We start from the raw sequence: 17,238 nt of genomic DNA on the forward strand, positions 1-17,238 counted from the left end.
GTGACTTTCTCAAGCTTAGCAGAGGACAACGATTGTGGCGTTCATTCCTCGCATCCAAATGAGAACGTGATAAAGCATCACTCTGTCACTGCGCTTAGCTGCCGTTTGCCGTATAATCAGCCGTCATTTTTCTATAGGCGGGCCAGTATGTTCCATATCGCACTCTATGAGCCAGAAATCGCACCTAACACAGGTAATATCATTCGCTTATGCGCCAACAACGGTTGTCAGCTGCATTTGATTGAGCCATTAGGTTTTGATCTAGAAGAGAAAAAGTTACGCCGCGCTGGTTTAGATTATGCCGACTTAACCAATGTGACTCGCCACAAAGACTTCGATGCCTTCCTCGAAGCCATGGCAGGTAAGCGCATTATGGCCTGCACCACTAAAGGCAGTCGCCCGCATACTGAACTCAGTTTTGCGAAAGATGATGTGCTGCTATTTGGCCCTGAAACCCGTGGTCTGCCAATGTCGATTATCGAGTCGATCCCGACCGAGCAGCGATTACGTATTCCCATGGCGGCCACCAGTCGTAGTTTGAATCTGTCAAATGCGGTAGCGATTATCAGCTATGAAGCGTGGCGCCAACTGGATTTTGCTGGCGCACTTTAAGCGCTACCGCAGCTAAATCGCGGATTTGTGGCTAAGGGGCGGCTATGGAGATGGTGCGACAGGCGTCATCTCTATCCCGCGAAACAGCTGATAGCGGTCGATATCATCATCGAGATATTGGATATTCTGCGTCCATTGCCATGCCCCTTGGGGCGATTTTGCCTCGAACAGCAATTGGATCAAGGCAGAGCGCGTATTGACCATGCCTTCCCCTAGCAGAGAATAATCCCCATTTTGTCGATATAAACTAAAGACTTGCTGTTTATCTTCTGCCACACCGTCGTAATAGGTCAGTAATACTTGATCACCTTGTTCCCTAAACCACCAAGTTTCGCTAAAGGGCGCCCTCGTGCCGATACTCACAGATAAGATCAACTGGCGCTGATCGTGGGAGCAAAAGCCCGTAACGGCCACTTTTCTCGGAATTTCCCCCGCCTTGGCAGCATCACCCGCCCACTGACCGACAAACTGTGGGCAAAATTCCTTGAAACTGACCTTAGCGGCCATGACTGAGGAGGACGAAAACACGCTCAGTACAATGGCAAGACCCAGCATAAGGTTTAAACGGTCGATTTTAAGTGGCATATCTCTAGCACCTACCCGAAACAGATCAATACATTAGCGTTAAAAGCATCAATCGACAAATCCCCCATTACAAACGATTCCTTTAACGACGGAATGAACGCTTTTGTATTGCAGTTAGCCTGACTGTTTACCGCCTACATCAGCCGCTTTTGAGCTGAGATACCCAACAAAGATTCACAGTTGCTTACATAACAGCTTATTCAGGCATAGCGGGTTTTCATGCTAACTTGCCACTTAGCAAAAATACGCAACATCATAATCCTAGTAACTGTTTGTATCACAAGGAGACTCATAGTGAAGAAGACAGGCATTTTATTACTCTGTTTACTGATACCCTTTAGCTCGGCATTTGCAGAACAGGGCAAACCACTCTCAGCGGAATTACTTTGGCAACTCAAACGTATCGGTAGCCCGATTGTATCCCCCACGGGCGAACACATTATCGCGCCAGTCACAGAGTACGATCTCAAAGCAGATAAAGGCTCAACCCAGCTGTGGCATTTCGATGGCAAGCATAACCGAGCGATCACAGCCAAAGGTTTAAGGGTGAGCGAGCCCGTGTTTTCCCCCGACGGCAAAACCTTGGCATTTGTGAGTCAGCGCAATGAAGACGAGGCGAGCCAAATTTACCTGCTGCCGATGGATGGTCCGGGTGAAGCGCAGCGCTTAACCGATATTCCCACTGGCGTTAACAGCATTAAGTGGGTTGGCAAGCATCTGTATTTCATCAGCAATATCTTTCCTAATCAAAGCTGGGAGGAAATGAAAACCCAGCTCACCACAGATACAGACAATAAGGTTTCCGCCCATCAATGGAACGCCTTGCCCTATTCCCAATTTGATCACTGGTTAGATGAACGTCGTCAAGCCCACGTATTTAGAATTCCGGCCAAAGGCGGTAATGTCGAAAACATCACCCAGCCTGCGGGCCATGAATTACCACGATCAGATCAAAGCAGTGCAAGCTATGATGTTTCCCCCAATGAACGCTGGATCGCCTTCAATGCCTATGGCTCAGAGAATAAAGTCGATCCTAAAATTGATATATTTCTCGCCACAATTGGAGGCAACAAGGCCGAAAATCTCACCGCAGATAATCAAGCGCCGGATCTGAATCCGAGCTTTAGCCCTAACGGTAAAACGCTCGCCTTTACCCGCCAGAAAATTCCCGGTTTCTACGCCGATACCTCAAGGCTGATGCTGCTGGATATCGACAGCCGTAAACTCACAACACTCACATCTGACTGGGACCGTTCTGTCTCCCAATTCAGTTGGACACCCGACAATAAGGGCTTTTATGCCACAGTGGAGGACGCAGCCACAAACCGCATTTACTTTATCGATGCCAAGAACGGCAAAGTAAAAGCCATCACAGAGGCAACCGATTTTAGCCAACCCGCCATAGGCAAAGATGGCGAACTGATTGCCACCAATCAGAGCTTTTTGTATCCCGCTCGCTTGGTCAGCATCAATCCTCGCAATGGTAAGATTGAACGCCTAGAAAACTTTAACGACGATATTCTCAAAGATGTCGACCTAGGTACTTATGAATCAGTCACCTACAAAGGCTATCAAGGTAAAGATATTCAAATGTGGGTCCACTACCCTGCAGGATTTGATCGCAGCAAAAAATACCCACTGTTTATGCTCGTCCACGGCGGGCCACACAATGCCATTACCGACGGTTTCCATTACCGTTGGAACGCGCAAACCTTTGCTTCTTGGGGTTATGTCACTGCGTGGCCAAACTTCCACGGTTCGAGCGGCTTTGGTCAGGAATTTGCCGATTCCATCAATCCCGATTGGAAGACAAAACCCCTTGAGGATGTGCTCAAGGCGGCAGACTGGTTTAAACAACAAAGCTGGATAGACAGTGATCGCATGGTGGCGAGTGGTGCAAGTTATGGTGGTTACCTGACCTCGATTATTTTAGGTCAGCCGCATCCCTTTAAAGCACTATTGATCCATGCTGCGGTCTACGACATGTATGCACAAATGGCGTCGGACTTTGCCGTGCACAGCACCCGATTTGGCTACTATTGGGATAATCCAGAACTCTATAAAGCCATTTCGCCCCATTACTTTGCGGCTAACTTCAACACTCCAACCTTAGTCAGTCATGGTCAACTCGATTACTTAGTGCCGGCGACCCAAGGGTTCGAGCTGTTTCACACCCTGCAAAGTCGACATGTTGAATCGCGGATGATTTATTTCCCCGATGAAAATCATTGGATTATGAAGCCCAATAACTCAGTCTACTGGTATAACGAAGTGAAGAAGTGGATGACCCACTTTGCCGAACCTGGCGCGCGTTAAACGCGATCCATAGATACAAAAAAGGTCTGCAATGCAGACCTTTTTAATGGGTTAACTTAAGCCAAAGCGTAGGCTAACGCCTTAGTTTGAAAAGACTGAGCTTATTGGCCAAAGCCCGTGGCTTTAATATCCACGGTTTGCACTTTGCCATACTTAGCGGCGATAGGTGCAATCTTAGCCGCATTGCCAATCAACACAAATTGTAGATCTTTTTGCGGGAAGTAAGTTTTCACGAGTCTTTGGGTTTCTTCTAAGGTCAAACCATCCACCTTAGCTTGGAACTCATTGATAAACTTATCATCGAAGCCATACAGATACATGCCTGACAACAATCCCGCCAGCTGGCCTGAGGTTTCAAACTTAGGTGGGAACTGACCCTTCACATAGGCCTTAGCCGAATCTAAGGTGGTTTGATCTACGCCTTTCTCCCATAAGCGAGCATAGGTTTTCAGTGCGAGATCAATCGCTTCTTGAGTCGTTTCCGTCTTAGTAAAAGTGCTGATAGTAAACACACCCGAGTCGGTATAAGGGCTAAAACCTGAGCGTGCGCCATAGGTTAAGCCAGCGTTTACCCGCAGTTCGTCGTTAAGCCAAGAGGTAAAACGACCACCTAAAATAGTATTCACTACCGTTAAACCGACATAGTCTGGATTGTCACGACTAATGCCTAAACCGCCGATAACAAAGGTGGTTTCGATTGCATCGGGTTTATCCACCAGCAAAACTTTAGCTGCGGTTAACTGAGGTAGGCCTTGGTTTAAGTCAGGCTGCACCAGTTTCTCGCTGCCTTTCCACTGACCAAAGGTTTGTGTCAGCTTGGCCTTCATGGCGGCAACATCAAAGTCACCCACGACGGTAATCGCAGTATTGGCCGGTTGGTAGTAACTCTTATGGAAAGCGCGCAGTTGCGACACAGTCACTTGTTCAAGCGAATCGCTGTTACCCGAAGCCGCATTACCATAAGGATGGGCACCAAATACCAGCTTATCGAAGTAGCGACCAATCACAGCCCGTGGGCTTTCTTTATCTTGCTGTAAACCCGCAATCGCGCGTTGCTTGAGTTTATCGAACTCGGCGGCATCAAAGTCCGGCGTTAACATCGCCGCGCTAAATAAGCCCAGCATGACATCAGTGTCTTTCGCCATAAAATCGGCGCTGAGATAGCTGCCTTCTTTATCCGCTTCCGCGCCTAAACTTGCACCGAGAAAATCCACTTGCTGTTCGATATCCGCCTTAGATTTACCCGCCGCCCCTAACAACAAACCTTCTGCCGTCATTTGCGCCACGCCTGCAGTGGTGTCATTGACAGCACCCGCACGTACCACGGCATTTAAGGTGACTAAAGGCACTTCGCGCTGCGGCATTAAATACACAGTTAAGCCGTTATCCAGTACGAACTTGTCGTAACTTGGCATCACAAAGCTGCCAGTTTCAACGCGTTTTGGCGCCGATGTCGTAGCACAACCCGCTAAGGCTAAACTTGTGCCTAGGGCTAATGCGGCCATTAACTTAGAAGGTTTCCCGAGTGATGCCATCTTAAGTGATTTCATTGCCATCGATTTCATTGAGAGATCTCCTCGTTTGCCGCCAGCACAGCTACAGTGCGATTCGATTTACGTAAATAGGTTTGGGCAACACGTTGAATATCCGCTGGCGTCACCTTGTTATAGGCTTCTGGCGCATTAAATAGCTTGTCGTAACTGCCAAAATACATCTCATAGGTGCCTATGGTATTAGCCTTACCATTAATGGTTTCCATCGAACGATAAAAATCCATCAACTTGATATTTTTAACTTTATCCAGTTCTTGCTGAGTAACACCCATTGTCGCAATCGCATCGATTTGTTCAATCAGCGCATGCTCCAGCGTCGAGGCTTTTACCTCAGGCGTGGCAACACCCATTACATAGAAGAGGTTCGGGTCGACCGACATCGGCATGTAGGTTTGCGCTTCTAAGGCCACTTGTTTATCAACCAGTGATTGATACAAACGCGAGCTATTACCTTGGCTCAAAATCGAGCTTAATAAATCCAGCGCATAAAAATCTGCGTGAGTCGCCGCCGGAATATGGTAAGCCAGCATCACATTCGGTGTGCTCACCGATGCCTTTTGCACAAAGGTACGACGCTCGCCCTTTTGCTCAGGTTCTACGGTACGAATCGCTTTAGGCGGAGTTTGTGCAGGAATAGGCGCAAAGTACTTGTCGGCCAAGGCTTTAACTTGGGCAAGCTTTACATCACCGGCAATCACGACCACGGCATTGTTCGGCGCGTAATAGGTTTTGTGGTACTGCACGAGATCTTCTAGTGTCCAAGCGGCAATATCCGACTCATGGCCGATCACAGACCACGAATAAGGATGAGCTAAAAATGCCACGCCTTTGATCTCACCTTCAAGGGCATTCCAGTTAGAGTTTTCTAAGCCAGTGGAACGTTCCGACTGCACTACACCACGTTCGCTATCGACCATAGTTTGGTTGATATCTAAGTTAGCGATACGGTCGGCTTCGAGATCGAACATAGTTTCAAGCGCATTGGCAGGGAACCAATCGGTATAAACCGTCATGTCTTCAGTGGTATACGCATTGTTCGCGCCACCTGCGGCTTCCATAGTGCGGTCGAACATTTTCGGGCCGTACTTTTTTGAACCGTTGAACATCATGTGTTCGAAAAAGTGCGAAATACCGGTGATGCCGGGCACTTCGTTACGTGAACCGACTTTCCAAAACAAATACATGTTGGCATTGGGAATAGAGGCATCTTCTAGCACCATGATTTTCATGCCGTTATCTAGCGTGAAACTCTTAATGTCTTCTGCCGTGGTGGCCTGTGCTTGGCTTAGGGGGTTAAAAAGTCCCATGGCCAACACAAGAGCCGATAGCGTGCGCTTCATCTTGTTCGCTCCTTGCTGTAAATATCCACATATAGAGGTAAATTGTTTAACAAATCAAGCGCAGAAAGCGTATCCCGCGCCGATTTTTTGTAAGCTCAAGTTATACCGAAGAGCTTACGGAATAACGTCTGTCCGACTTATTGCGCATTTAGCGCAGTCAACGCCACTTTAGTCATGGCCTCAACTCCCACTTTTAACGCACTTTCATCTACATAAAAAGCCGGAGAATGATTGCTGGCCGCGGTTTCTGGATCCGTTCCCTTTGGCGTCACCCCGAGGAAGAAAAACATCCCCGGCGCTTTTAAGGCGTAATAAGAAAAGTCTTCGGCACCTGTGATTAATCCAGGTTCAATCAGCATCTTATCGCCGACTACACTGGCGAGCACAGGACGCATGCTAGCGACTAATTCGGGATTGTTCACCACGACAGGATAACCTGGGTGGATCTCTGTGGTCGCACTCGCACCAAGCGTTTTCGCCGACAACTCGGCCATTTCAGCTAAACGCACTTTAATATCGGCGCGCATGGGCTGGTCGAAGGTGCGAATCGTACCAATCAGCTCGACTTCATCGGGAATAATGTTAGAGCGAATGCCACCATTAACCGCACCAAAACTCACCACGGCAGGGGCTTTAGTGATATCCACCTGACGGCTGACGATCGTTTGCACGTTAGTGATAATTTGCGCCGCAGCGACAATAGGATCGACCCCATTCCAAGGACGCGAACCGTGGGTTTGGCGGCCTTTCACTTTGATCGTAAAGGAATCTTCACTCGCCATCGCTGGGCCACTGCGCACGCCAATCATGCCACTCGGCATGCTAGAGGTAACATGCATACCAAACACTTGGTCAGGTTTACGCTTAGCAAACAGCCCTTCTTTAAGCATTAACTCCGCGCCGCCTTCTTCCCCGTCTGGCGCGCCTTCTTCGGCAGGTTGGAAGATAAACATCACATCACCCGCGAGGCTGTCTTTCACTTTCACGAGGTTTTCAGCCACGCCCATCAACATGCCCACATGGGTATCGTGGCCACAGGCATGCATCACCCCTACCTTTTGATCACGATAGGTATCGGTTGCTTTAGAGGCAAAGGGCAAATCGACCACCTCAGTCACAGGTAAAGCATCCATATCCGCCCGAATTGCAATCAACGGACCAGACTTGCCACCTTTCAGCTTTCCGCCTTTCAAAATGGCCACCACGCCTGTATGTGCCAAACCCGTTTGTACGTCTAACCCTAATGATTTCAGATGCTTTTCAATAATCTTGCTGGTGCGAAACTCACGGTTAGACAACTCAGGGTGTTGATGCAAATCGCGGCGCCAGTCGATCACCTTTTGCTCCACACCCGCCGCCAACTTAGCCGCATCCGGCATAGCACTGGTCGCCGCTTGCGCCGAACTCAAACCCGCGCCCATAAAGCTCAAGGCTAAGGCCGAAGCGAGTAAAGTCTTAGAGAAATGGGATTTATTTGCTGAGGATTTAAATTCAAATGCCTTTAGGATTGCTGATTTTGAGATTGCAGATGGTGATACAGAGGGTAAAGTCATAGCGATAACCTATTGTTGTTTTTATAAGCTACCTAAACTACACGGACACTGAGGAATTGTTAATAGATTTACGATGAAGGTAAAAGAGACTGTGCTTTATTGGAGACGGTCTCTAGTCGCCATTCCCGCAATACTTCTGAGCGGGAATCCAGCTTTTAGAGATCTTAAGCTTTAAACATGGGAAGAATTGGACTGGTGGTTCACTGGCAAAGAAGGCTATGACGATATTATATACTTATAAAACAGTAACTTATCATTATATATCTGCGATTAAGCACTGCCATTACAGTGACACGCAGCCAGTCCGTCCATGGATGCTCGAACGTGGCATCCATGCCACGGACGGTCACTTCCATGACTGTGCTTAATACCGTTAATCCCAGCGTATATCTGAAAGCCCGCATTTTCCGGCCATGCATAAGCTTTACACCTAGATCAGCTTTAACTTTGGATGACTCGCTAAATTTACAAAAATACTGGCTCGCTCGCTAAGGGCTCGTCATGTCTGCACAAAAAGTCACTTTCAAAATACGACCTTTAGACCCTCAAATTCTCAACCAGCCATTTGAATAACAAAGTGTCAACAACCAGCCCCGGGCTTGTTCAACACTTGCCAAGCGTCATAAAAATGGGTCACGGCTACGCGCGGCCTATCCTTATTTGTTATAAATCTATAAAACTCAGAGTGAATTCCTTTTCAGAGACACTGGCTTGCTTAACCTTTACGTGACTAAATTCCGTACGGTCAATAATATTTTTTATGCTTTCAGTTAACGAAGAGTCTGCGTTAACCCCTACGATTATTTCCTCTATTGCATCAGCGGGAAATTTAAACAAATGAACAGCAGGAGCAGCAGTAAAGTTAATAGTCGTATCTGCGTCAGGTAAAACAGCGCACATTCTCCATTCTTGCTCGTACTCCCAAGCATTTGATTTTAGCAAAAAAATATCCGTCCCATTCATATCAACCAGTGACTTCGATGGTCGATGGGCCAAATATTTTACTTTCCTCAAATGATAGAACTCGTCCTTTTCAGAACGCTTTCGATTGAAAAATGAATGATTGGAGTTAAAACCTATGCAGTACCCACGATGCGATTCGGCATAGTGAGACCACATGAGCAAATTATCTGGCTTTTCAGTTAAACTCAATACGCCAATAAGCTCATTAGACTTTTCAGACAATATCGTAGATAACTGCTCTTTTGCCTTATTCATAAGGAAGCTAAACAGTAGCGGGTTATTCTTAAAATATGAAACGGCGAACTCTTGAACTTTAGATCTTGGGATTAAATTTAGAACATCTTCCGGCACTTTAGACAACTCGGACTCAACTAAACTCTCTAAGTTCTCTGCCACATAAGCATTTACATACTCATCAGACGCAATACTGCTTATAACTGGTTTGAATTCAAACGGGTCGTTGAACGCAATAGGAGGAGAAAAACGAATAGTCCTATTCTTCAAAACATCTATGCGATCAGGATGTAGATATTTATATAATATCAAGAATCACCTTTGTTTTATAACGTGGAAGTTAGGAGCAGCTGTCCCTCTCGGCGGTAGTATTAGGTGTGTTTACGTACATTAATCAACTTGCTCGCATCAACTACTACTTCATACTAAATTGATTGTTCTGAAAACAGGATTTGATCCCTCGCGCATGTTGCTTCTAAAACGATCCTGCTATTTCCAGCAAACCAGATTTGGTGTTGATAGTGAGTGTACGCAAAGTCTCTGGCTACCTGTAATGAGGTGGTCCAAGCCTGACCGAAAGAATTGTTCTCGATCTCACTAATATCGCAACCACGATAAAGGGTTAGCTCTTTATCAAGTGATTCAATGTCGTTTGGGGACAAGACTTCTGTAAGCTTTATTTTAGGGTGCCAGCATTCATTTTCTTGGCGAGTATAAAGCTGATGGAGTCCATTGTACGCATAACACGAAAACGAGTGTCGTAGCGCATCAAAGACCTGAATCACATTCTTGTCGTCTATTTTGTCGACAAGTTCGCAGAAGTGCGAACGTATAAATTCTTCAGCCTCATTGTCTTGGCTGGGAAAAAAATAATGCTTCGTCACTGATGCTTCAAATTTCTTGATTGCGGCGATGTATTTAGATATTGCCTCAATCGCAATTTCTTTGAACTCGGCAAAGAAAGGTTCATTAAGCTTTGACTCAATTGAGTCAACAACTATCTTCATGCTATCAACCATGAAGTTGTGATCCGCGGCACTAAACACGAACTAAAACACCTAACATCTTAGCATTTATGCCCTGCGTCATTTGCAGGGCATAAATCGCTTGTTGACTAAATCTCAAATATGGCCACTGCCACATCCATGTAAATGAGTATAAATGATGCTATAGGAATTTGCTTTTTTGCGGTAGCGGTTTTTTATACAGTTTGATGGGTAATTACTTGATATCTTTTTAGCTTTCTCATTTTTCGCGCTTATTTTTGCTGATGAATCGCTATCTAACGACTCAAAACTCCAAGGAATACACCTCCCCTCGGAGTTGCCGCAGGGCGAATAGACAAATTGCGTGAGTTCGGTCATGGATGACCGACTAGCTTTCGCAGGTGCAGGGACGCATCCTTCGGAAGCGATAGCGAATTTGGCAATGAGCACAAGGGGCTTTCAACTCCGTTGGGGGCGTCCTGGAGAATCCAAGGAGGATAGGACGAGCAGTCCTCCTTGGTCGGGTGTGGGGTGAAGCCCCACGACTTTGATTTTGATTAAAGCATTCAAACTACGAAACACACTTTGGGCATAACCGTGTAGCCCAAAGCCAACGCAAAATGACGGTGTTTAGCGCGTGAACCAGACTAGGCAAGTCTGATTCACGGATTTTAACGAGCCCGTATTTAATTCTCGCCCTAAAAGAGGATTAAGCACTGCCACGAAAGTAGCAGTCCATGACATGGTCGCTTATTCACATCTATATGATCGCGGCATTCGTATATCCTATACAGCAGATATCACGTTCGAGTATTTAGATAATGGACTTGCTGCATGTCACTGGAATGGACATGCTTAATGGTTGATAGGTTAATCCAAATAATCAACTTTTGATTATTTGGATTACCGTGCAAAACATTAGAATTGAATCAGCAACACAGTATTAAATTCACGATCTATAGCCGCTAGATACACGCTGACATTAAGGACACTAAGCATTAATTTACTTTATGCAAAAACACTACGTCTTTATCGATGATTTCGAGTCGCCAGCCATAGTGATGCGCGAGCCATTCAAAGGTCGCTTCGGCATAAAAGTTGATGTGGGTGGGATCGTTTTTATAGTGCCAGCGGGTAAATGCAGTCTGATCTTGTACGCGTTTAGTCATCACAGCCAAAATGCCGTTGGGTTTTAATAAGCTATCAAGTTGAGCAAGCAAACCTGCGGCATCGCTCACATGCTCTATGACTTCAGTTAACGTTATAAACTCGTATTGGCGAGCCAAGGCTTCAGGATTGTTGGCGTAATAAAGGTCGTAATTATCGATGTGATAGCCACGCGCCTTTGCCATCAGACTCAATGCCTTGCTTTCACCGCAGCCAAAATCGAGCCCTTGGGCCGAAATGCTAACACGGCTAAGTAATGGCTCGAGTGTGCGATTTAAAAAGGTTTGATAGCCAAGATCATTGGCATGATTCTCATGTTTATCGTACTCGGCTTTTTCTGCTTCGGGCGAAAGATAAAACTCAGGAGGCACGCTCACCAGTTGGCAGATTTGGCATTGATGGTAATCGCGCTTTTTATCTTGATGATAAGCGAGTAATTCAGTGCCATGGCATAAGGGGCAGATATTCAACAACAATTCCTAGGGTAGTAAGGTGCATAGTAATGAGGATAAGGATAGTAGCAATGCCCACAAACAATGCTCGCACTGCCTAGCTTAAATCTACTGTGTCGATAGCCTGCTTAAGGCTTAGGGATTTTACGCTCTTTTGCCGCGGCTTCTTTTGCTTCCCGTAAATATTTTTGCTCGCGACTTTCTCTTTCGTCGAACTGTTTCTGTGCCTTGATTTTTTGCTGAGCCTCCCAATCATGGGTTTGGGACTGCTGTTTAATTTTATCTTCTCGCTCAGTTGTCTCTTTGGCCGCTTGGCGCGCCTTTTCTAATTGGGCCTGCTCTAATCGCTGGGAGTCTATGCGGGCCTTATCGGCTCTTTGCTCTAGGGTTAATTTTGGCTTAGGGGACTCGGCGGCATTGGCTACAGCAAAATAAACACTAGAAATCAGTATTAACGGCATCAACATTTTAGAGATGAGCACCTTAGATAAATGCGCCATTTCCGGCCTCCTTTATTTGGTCATCGGATGGATGAACGATAACAGCCAACTCGCACAAGATGCGCAAAACATAGCATAAAATCTGCTTAAGCTTGGAATACTCAGCAGGTGTTCTTAAAAAATATGCTTATATACAAGTCTTAAACTACACTTTTTAAGTTTCGTTGTTGAGTAAAACAACAATTAGATTTATTTTTAACCCCATTGGAATGATGTACTATTGGGCAACTTCGTATCAACGAAGACCTAAAAAATAGGATGTGACCTTATATGCGTCACAAGGGAGTATCCTAAATGATCAGATGGCAACACTTACTTAAAAAACTCAGTACAGATGATCCAGTACTGCAAGAAAAGCTGTCGCTCTGGCAAGCACATCCCCACAAAACTCCCTTGGCCTTAATTCAAGGTTTCAGCTTTATTAGTGCCAACCAAGCGACTCTGGGTTATTTTGAGACTGAGTACGACGCCTTTGTGAATGCGACTCCCTATGATTTTTCGCCAAGAATTCAATCCTCCGGCCGCAATAGTGTTGAATATGCGAGGGAAATGATCCTCGAAGCCATTGCGGGTAATAATGTTGAATTCAACTGGCTACACCTGAGTCAAGTCGGCAATGAACTGCCGACTCGAGTGAACCTCTATCGCTGCTATCTGCAGCAGCAGCCCGTTGTGCTCGTGGAATTTCAAGCTCTTAATCGTCGCAATCAAATGCGCGCAACCATTTCTGATGGTTTTGCCCATATTCCCAAAGAGATTTTGTCGACGACACTCGAAGAAAGTGCCGAAGCTGTGTATATCACAGACTCAGATGATCAGATTTTGGCCGTTAATAAAGCCATGTGCCGTATTTGCGGTTATAGCGCCGAGCAGCTTATTAGTAAAACCCCTGAATTTTTAGAGTTGAAAAGCCATCATTTGGGAGAAGAAACCGAATGCCAAATTGCACTAAAACAAAGGGGCTTTTGGCAGGGTGAAACGTGGAAAAAACGTTCAGATGGTAGCAATTTCCCAGCATGGCAAAGTAGTCGAAAAATCATTACCGAAGATGGCGCTCACTATAATGTGAATATTTTCAGTGACATTAGTACCAAAAAGTTGTTAGAAACTCAGCTGACGACCCGTGCTATGTACGATACCTTGACTGGATTGCCAAACCGGTTCCACCTTAAGCAGATCCTCAATAGTGCCCTAGAAAAACTTAAAACCGATCCCTTAGCATTAGGTGCGCTGATGTTTTTAGATCTCAATGGGTTTAAAAATATCAATGACAGTTTCGGCCACTCCATGGGCGATAGAGTGTTACAACTCGTCGCAGCCAGACTCGAAGCCGGTTGTATCGAAAAAGCCGACATAGCCCGCATGGGTGGAGATGAGTTTACCTTAGTACTGCAAGACTGCAGCTGCAAAGATGAAATCCAACTGTTTGCAGAGCAGATACTTAGTCTATTTGAGAGCCCCTTTGAAATTGAAGGGCAAAAGTTTTTCCTCGGCACGAGTATCGGCATTGCGCTATTTCCGACCCACAGTGATAAAGCGGGACAACTGATTAGCCTTGCAGATACAGCCATGTATTGTGCTAAAAAGAGCTTACCGCACCTCGTGTTTTACGATAAGGCTATGAGCCAAGCAGCAGAATTAAAGCTGCATTTAATCAATAGCCTAAGACATGCGCACAGCTTAAAACAATTCACTCTCGCCTATCAGGCCATAGTGGATTTACACACAAATCAAACGATAGCTGCTGAAGCCCTACTGCGCTGGCAAAAATCACCTACCGAGTATTATGACGCCGCCGATTTTGTGCCATTGCTGGAAGAGACAGGGTTAATTGTCAGTATTGGTCAATGGGTATTGGAACAGGCTTGCGTGCAAGCGGCACAATGGCGGGCACATAATCAGGCGGACTTTAGAATTTCAGTCAATGTGTCGCCACTGCAATTGGAACACTTAGATTTTATCGACCAAGTGATTAATGCCTTGGAAATGGCTAATTTACCTGCTGAGGCACTGATTTTAGAAATCACAGAATCGGCACTGCTACGCCAACCTGAGCAAGCACGACTCACACTCAATCGCATCAAAGCCTTAGGTGTCAGCATTGCCATTGATGATTTTGGTACTGGGTTATCTTCACTCAGTCGCTTAGGCACTTTGCCCATAGACAGTGTAAAAATTGATGCCGAGTTTGCCCTACGTTTAAACGAAGTGTCAGGACAAAAGCTCTGTAATGCCATAGTGCAGCTCGCGCAGGCACTGGATATTCACTTCGTCGCCGAAGGCATAGAGACTCAACAACAAAGGGAAATAATGACAGACATGGGCCAAGGTTTTGCCCAAGGATTTCTTTTTGGCTACCCGAGTTCAGTCGATAACTTCACCCAAACCTTTCTTACGGAAAAACGCTTAGCTTAGAACGAATTTGAAATCTGCCGATGTTCGCATCGGCTCTATAGCCCAGCCAGCACACCACTAACGAATTGCTATTAATAATGGAGTCACTCCCTGCAAAGCCAGTTATTGTCTGGCAAAGCCATCTCATCATTTGCTCCGAACAATGAACATATATACAACTGTTTTATCGGATTAGCTTTGATTAAAATTAGAGGCTAAGCAGAAAAATTGCTGCGATATCATTGCGGAAAAACACAAAGCTTAAAGCTCGATAGCCCTGCCAGCACGCCATTAACTAATTGTGATTAACAATGGAATCACTCCCCTGCAAAGCAATTGGCTGGCAAAGCTATCTCATCATTTGCTGCGCAAATGAATCCTTATTATTAAACCGTATTTCACACTAAGTTAGCGTGATCTGAATAAGATTTTGACTAATTTAATTCGTACGCAGTATCAAAACTAAATAACTTAAAGGCATTAATTCAGACCTAAAACCTCTAAGGTTAAATAATGTCAAAACATTCACTTAGTCTCGCAGTTAGGTTTGTTTGAGTTCTGATAACGAGCCTGCACAGTGCTCGGCATCGCCTTAATCCGCAGTTCAACCATAGCATCAAATGCCGTCATTAAGGGCTGAACATCCAGCGCAGGATTAAGGGCGCTTAGCATATAAGCACAAGCTTCTAAGGTCGATAAACTGTCGCTACGACTCGACTTACGGATCCGATAGCGCGACTCATAACCTTCAGCCAAATGCACCGCAGGATACTGGGTTATCCAAGGATTCAGCTGCAACATCTTAAACGCCTTGCGCCAAGTACCATCGAGTAAGAGCAATACACAATCTGGATTGATAGGCTGCTGTTCAACACTCACACTTTGCTCAGAGGGATAGACGAGATAAATCGGCTTATTACACGCCGTTAAATGTTCCCGTAAAACATTGAAGTCGGCCTCGCTTTCGCCCACATAAACTTGCGTTTCAGCAACAACAAGACTCAATACCCGCACACTATTTTTTTTATGTTCGACTTCACTCGGGTGCTGTAAAACCACCAACTGAGTCATTGGAGAGATAGGCTGAACACTCGCGCACAGGCAAGCATTCTGGGGATAACGACAAATAGCACAATAGTGACGGGACAAGCTTTACCCTCGGTTTGAGTAAGTTATTTTACGAGTATACCAAAGGATAAAGAGGTATTAGGCACAATAAAAAATACCCACAGTTCGCGGTCAAATAAACTGTGGGTAAAGGGTGTGCTCTGTAATTAACGACTTTGTAATTAACCTGTGCCGCGAACTAATGCTCGCCAGCTAACTGCTCTTGATGCCAGTGGTCAAATCGACTCAGTGCCATCATCAACAATAAACCGATAGGAAATACGCCCATCACTAAGGCCACTGCATAAGGTGCGGTTAAATTCGTTTGCTGTACGAGTCCAGCGAGCACGGATGCACCGCTCATCTGAATAAAACCTAACATAGCCGCCGCCGTTCCAGCTCGTTCACCGAAGGCCGACAGGGCCATACTGGTCGCTGGGCCGAGTAAGAAGGAAAATCCCACGCCTAACATCAACATGGGCAACATAAAGGCAAACGCTGCCATCATTCCAGTGCTCGGACCGAATTGCTGACCCGCCACAGTGATAGCGGCAGACAGAACGAGTATGGACAGCGCCAAAATCGTTGTCGGGCGATTACCGAGTTTGCGAATGACCAGCGGCGCCGTAAAACAGGCCACGATATTAAACACTGCATTGAAACCGAATAAACCACTGAACATGAGTTCAGAAAGCCCTAAATGCCCAATCAGCCACACAGGCGCATACGACACGTAACACAAAATCGCCGCCATCGCCGACATACAAGCAAAGGCATAAAACAAAAAATGAGTGTTACCCAGTACAGGCTTGTATCGACCCCAACGGTAAAGTGGCCCTGTGGTAACCGTATTAGCAGGTCGAGTCTCGGGTAAGCGATACCCGACAACGAGCAACATCAACATGGCATATAACGTCATGAAAACGAAGGTTGAGCGCCAACCAAATTGCATTGCCAATAAACCGCCTAAGGTCGGCGCTAATGCAGGAATAACGCAAATGGCACCATTTAAGTAACTGTAAATCTTAGCACCTTCTTTTTGATCGTAGCAGTCACGCACCGCGCTAAACACCACGATAGAAGTCGAACAGGCAGCTAAACCTTGCAGCAAACGGGCAATCTGTAACCAATGAAATTCGATAGCCGCAGCGGCTAAAAGGCTGCTCGCACCGTAGAGTAAGACCCCAAAGATTGCCACAGGACGGCGGCCATAACGGTCAGCTAATGGCCCAATCAACACTTGGCCTAAGCCCATGGCGAATAAAAATAATACGATCGTAGATTGCACATCACTGGCAGATACGGCGAATTCTGCCGCCATAGTTGGCATTGAAGGTAAGTAAATATCGATTGCCAATGGGCTGAGAAGCACCATAGACATCAGGATAGGTAATAGATTGCGCCGCATAAATAATCTCAGTTGATCAGGAAAAGGTATTTCAGTGGGCGCTATTTTAATTAACTCAAGGTATGAAC

Annotated in this window: 13 protein-coding genes; 3 read left to right on the forward strand and 10 right to left on the reverse strand. The window is 45.9% G+C overall.

Translation table 11 applies throughout. The features are described from left to right. Nucleotides 1-147 precede the first annotated feature (147 nt). Nucleotides 148-612 (forward strand): tRNA (uridine(34)/cytosine(34)/5-carboxymethylaminomethyluridine(34)-2'-O)-methyltransferase TrmL, encoded by a 465-nt coding sequence (gene trmL, locus KV201_RS16565; RefSeq protein ID WP_226059944.1) that lies wholly within the window; start codon nucleotides 148-150, stop codon nucleotides 610-612. Nucleotides 613-654: 42 nt separating this feature from the next. Here trmL and KV201_RS16570 read toward each other — a convergent pair whose 3' ends face one another. After that, on the reverse strand, nucleotides 655-1,197 hold the full coding sequence (locus KV201_RS16570; protein ID WP_226059945.1) for a hypothetical protein: 543 nt from the start codon (nucleotides 1,195-1,197) through the stop codon (nucleotides 655-657). 294 nt (nucleotides 1,198-1,491) lie between these two features. Between KV201_RS16570 and KV201_RS16575 the strand changes: the two genes are divergently transcribed. Further along, nucleotides 1,492-3,513, forward strand: a complete 2,022-nt coding sequence (locus tag KV201_RS16575; protein ID WP_226059946.1) for a prolyl oligopeptidase family serine peptidase — start codon at nucleotides 1,492-1,494, stop codon at nucleotides 3,511-3,513. 101 nt (nucleotides 3,514-3,614) lie between these two features. On the opposite strand, the gene KV201_RS16580 is transcribed toward KV201_RS16575, so the two are convergent. The 7 genes from KV201_RS16580 to KV201_RS16610 form a co-directional block, all read right to left on the reverse strand. Further along, complete coding sequence (locus KV201_RS16580) at nucleotides 3,615-5,078, reverse strand: pitrilysin family protein (RefSeq protein ID WP_011845481.1); 1,464 nt, start codon at nucleotides 5,076-5,078, stop codon at nucleotides 3,615-3,617. After that, nucleotides 5,075-6,406, reverse strand: coding sequence for a pitrilysin family protein (locus KV201_RS16585; RefSeq protein WP_226059947.1), 1,332 nt, complete (start codon nucleotides 6,404-6,406; stop codon nucleotides 5,075-5,077). Before KV201_RS16585 ends, KV201_RS16580 begins: the two co-directional genes overlap by 4 nt. 137 nt (nucleotides 6,407-6,543) lie before the next feature. Next, a complete protein-coding gene (locus tag KV201_RS16590) occupies nucleotides 6,544-7,959 on the reverse strand; it encodes an amidohydrolase (RefSeq protein WP_226059948.1) in 1,416 nt (471 codons plus the stop codon). 663 nt (nucleotides 7,960-8,622) lie between these two features. Then, the gene (locus KV201_RS16595; protein WP_012090521.1) at nucleotides 8,623-9,468 is read right to left on the reverse strand and encodes a DUF2971 domain-containing protein; all 846 of its coding nucleotides are present in this window, start codon (nucleotides 9,466-9,468) and stop codon (nucleotides 8,623-8,625) included. Between the two features lie 113 nt (nucleotides 9,469-9,581). Beyond that, on the reverse strand, nucleotides 9,582-10,163 hold the full coding sequence (locus KV201_RS16600) for a hypothetical protein (RefSeq protein ID WP_226059949.1): 582 nt from the start codon (nucleotides 10,161-10,163) through the stop codon (nucleotides 9,582-9,584). Nucleotides 10,164-11,140: 977 nt separating this feature from the next. Beyond that, on the reverse strand, nucleotides 11,141-11,779 hold the full coding sequence (locus KV201_RS16605) for a methyltransferase domain-containing protein (protein ID WP_226059950.1): 639 nt from the start codon (nucleotides 11,777-11,779) through the stop codon (nucleotides 11,141-11,143). Between the two features lie 110 nt (nucleotides 11,780-11,889). After that, nucleotides 11,890-12,261, reverse strand: a complete 372-nt coding sequence (locus KV201_RS16610) for a hypothetical protein (protein WP_226059951.1) — start codon at nucleotides 12,259-12,261, stop codon at nucleotides 11,890-11,892. Between the two features lie 294 nt (nucleotides 12,262-12,555). Between KV201_RS16610 and KV201_RS16615 the strand changes: the two genes are divergently transcribed. Further along, the gene (locus KV201_RS16615) at nucleotides 12,556-14,676 is read left to right on the forward strand and encodes a bifunctional diguanylate cyclase/phosphodiesterase (RefSeq protein ID WP_226059952.1); all 2,121 of its coding nucleotides are present in this window, start codon (nucleotides 12,556-12,558) and stop codon (nucleotides 14,674-14,676) included. A gap of 504 nt (nucleotides 14,677-15,180) precedes the next feature. On the opposite strand, the gene KV201_RS16620 is transcribed toward KV201_RS16615, so the two are convergent. Then, on the reverse strand, nucleotides 15,181-15,804 hold the full coding sequence (locus tag KV201_RS16620) for a tRNA-uridine aminocarboxypropyltransferase (protein ID WP_226059953.1): 624 nt from the start codon (nucleotides 15,802-15,804) through the stop codon (nucleotides 15,181-15,183). 157 nt (nucleotides 15,805-15,961) lie between these two features. After that, nucleotides 15,962-17,170: a multidrug effflux MFS transporter gene (locus KV201_RS16625; protein ID WP_006079661.1), complete on the reverse strand. Its 1,209-nt coding sequence runs from the start codon at nucleotides 17,168-17,170 to the stop codon at nucleotides 15,962-15,964. Nucleotides 17,171-17,238: the final 68 nt, after the last annotated feature.

This window comes from Shewanella sp. SR1, from assembly GCF_020447145.1.
Taxonomy (GTDB): domain Bacteria; phylum Pseudomonadota; class Gammaproteobacteria; order Enterobacterales; family Shewanellaceae; genus Shewanella; species Shewanella baltica.

Coding starts and splice junctions, on each gene's coding strand:
- KV201_RS16600 (WP_226059949.1), bottom strand. CDS start 10,163: ATGAAGATAGTTGTTGACTCAATTGAGTCAAAGCTTAATGAACCTTTC.
- KV201_RS16625 (WP_006079661.1), bottom strand. CDS start 17,170: ATGCGGCGCAATCTATTACCTATCCTGATGTCTATGGTGCTTCTCAGC.
- KV201_RS16585 (WP_226059947.1), bottom strand. CDS start 6,406: ATGAAGCGCACGCTATCGGCTCTTGTGTTGGCCATGGGACTTTTTAAC.
- KV201_RS16615 (WP_226059952.1), top strand. CDS start 12,556: ATGATCAGATGGCAACACTTACTTAAAAAACTCAGTACAGATGATCCA.
- trmL (WP_226059944.1), top strand. CDS start 148: ATGTTCCATATCGCACTCTATGAGCCAGAAATCGCACCTAACACAGGT.
- KV201_RS16580 (WP_011845481.1), bottom strand. CDS start 5,078: ATGAAATCGATGGCAATGAAATCACTTAAGATGGCATCACTCGGGAAA.
- KV201_RS16590 (WP_226059948.1), bottom strand. CDS start 7,959: ATGACTTTACCCTCTGTATCACCATCTGCAATCTCAAAATCAGCAATC.
- KV201_RS16610 (WP_226059951.1), bottom strand. CDS start 12,261: ATGGCGCATTTATCTAAGGTGCTCATCTCTAAAATGTTGATGCCGTTA.
- KV201_RS16570 (WP_226059945.1), bottom strand. CDS start 1,197: ATGCCACTTAAAATCGACCGTTTAAACCTTATGCTGGGTCTTGCCATT.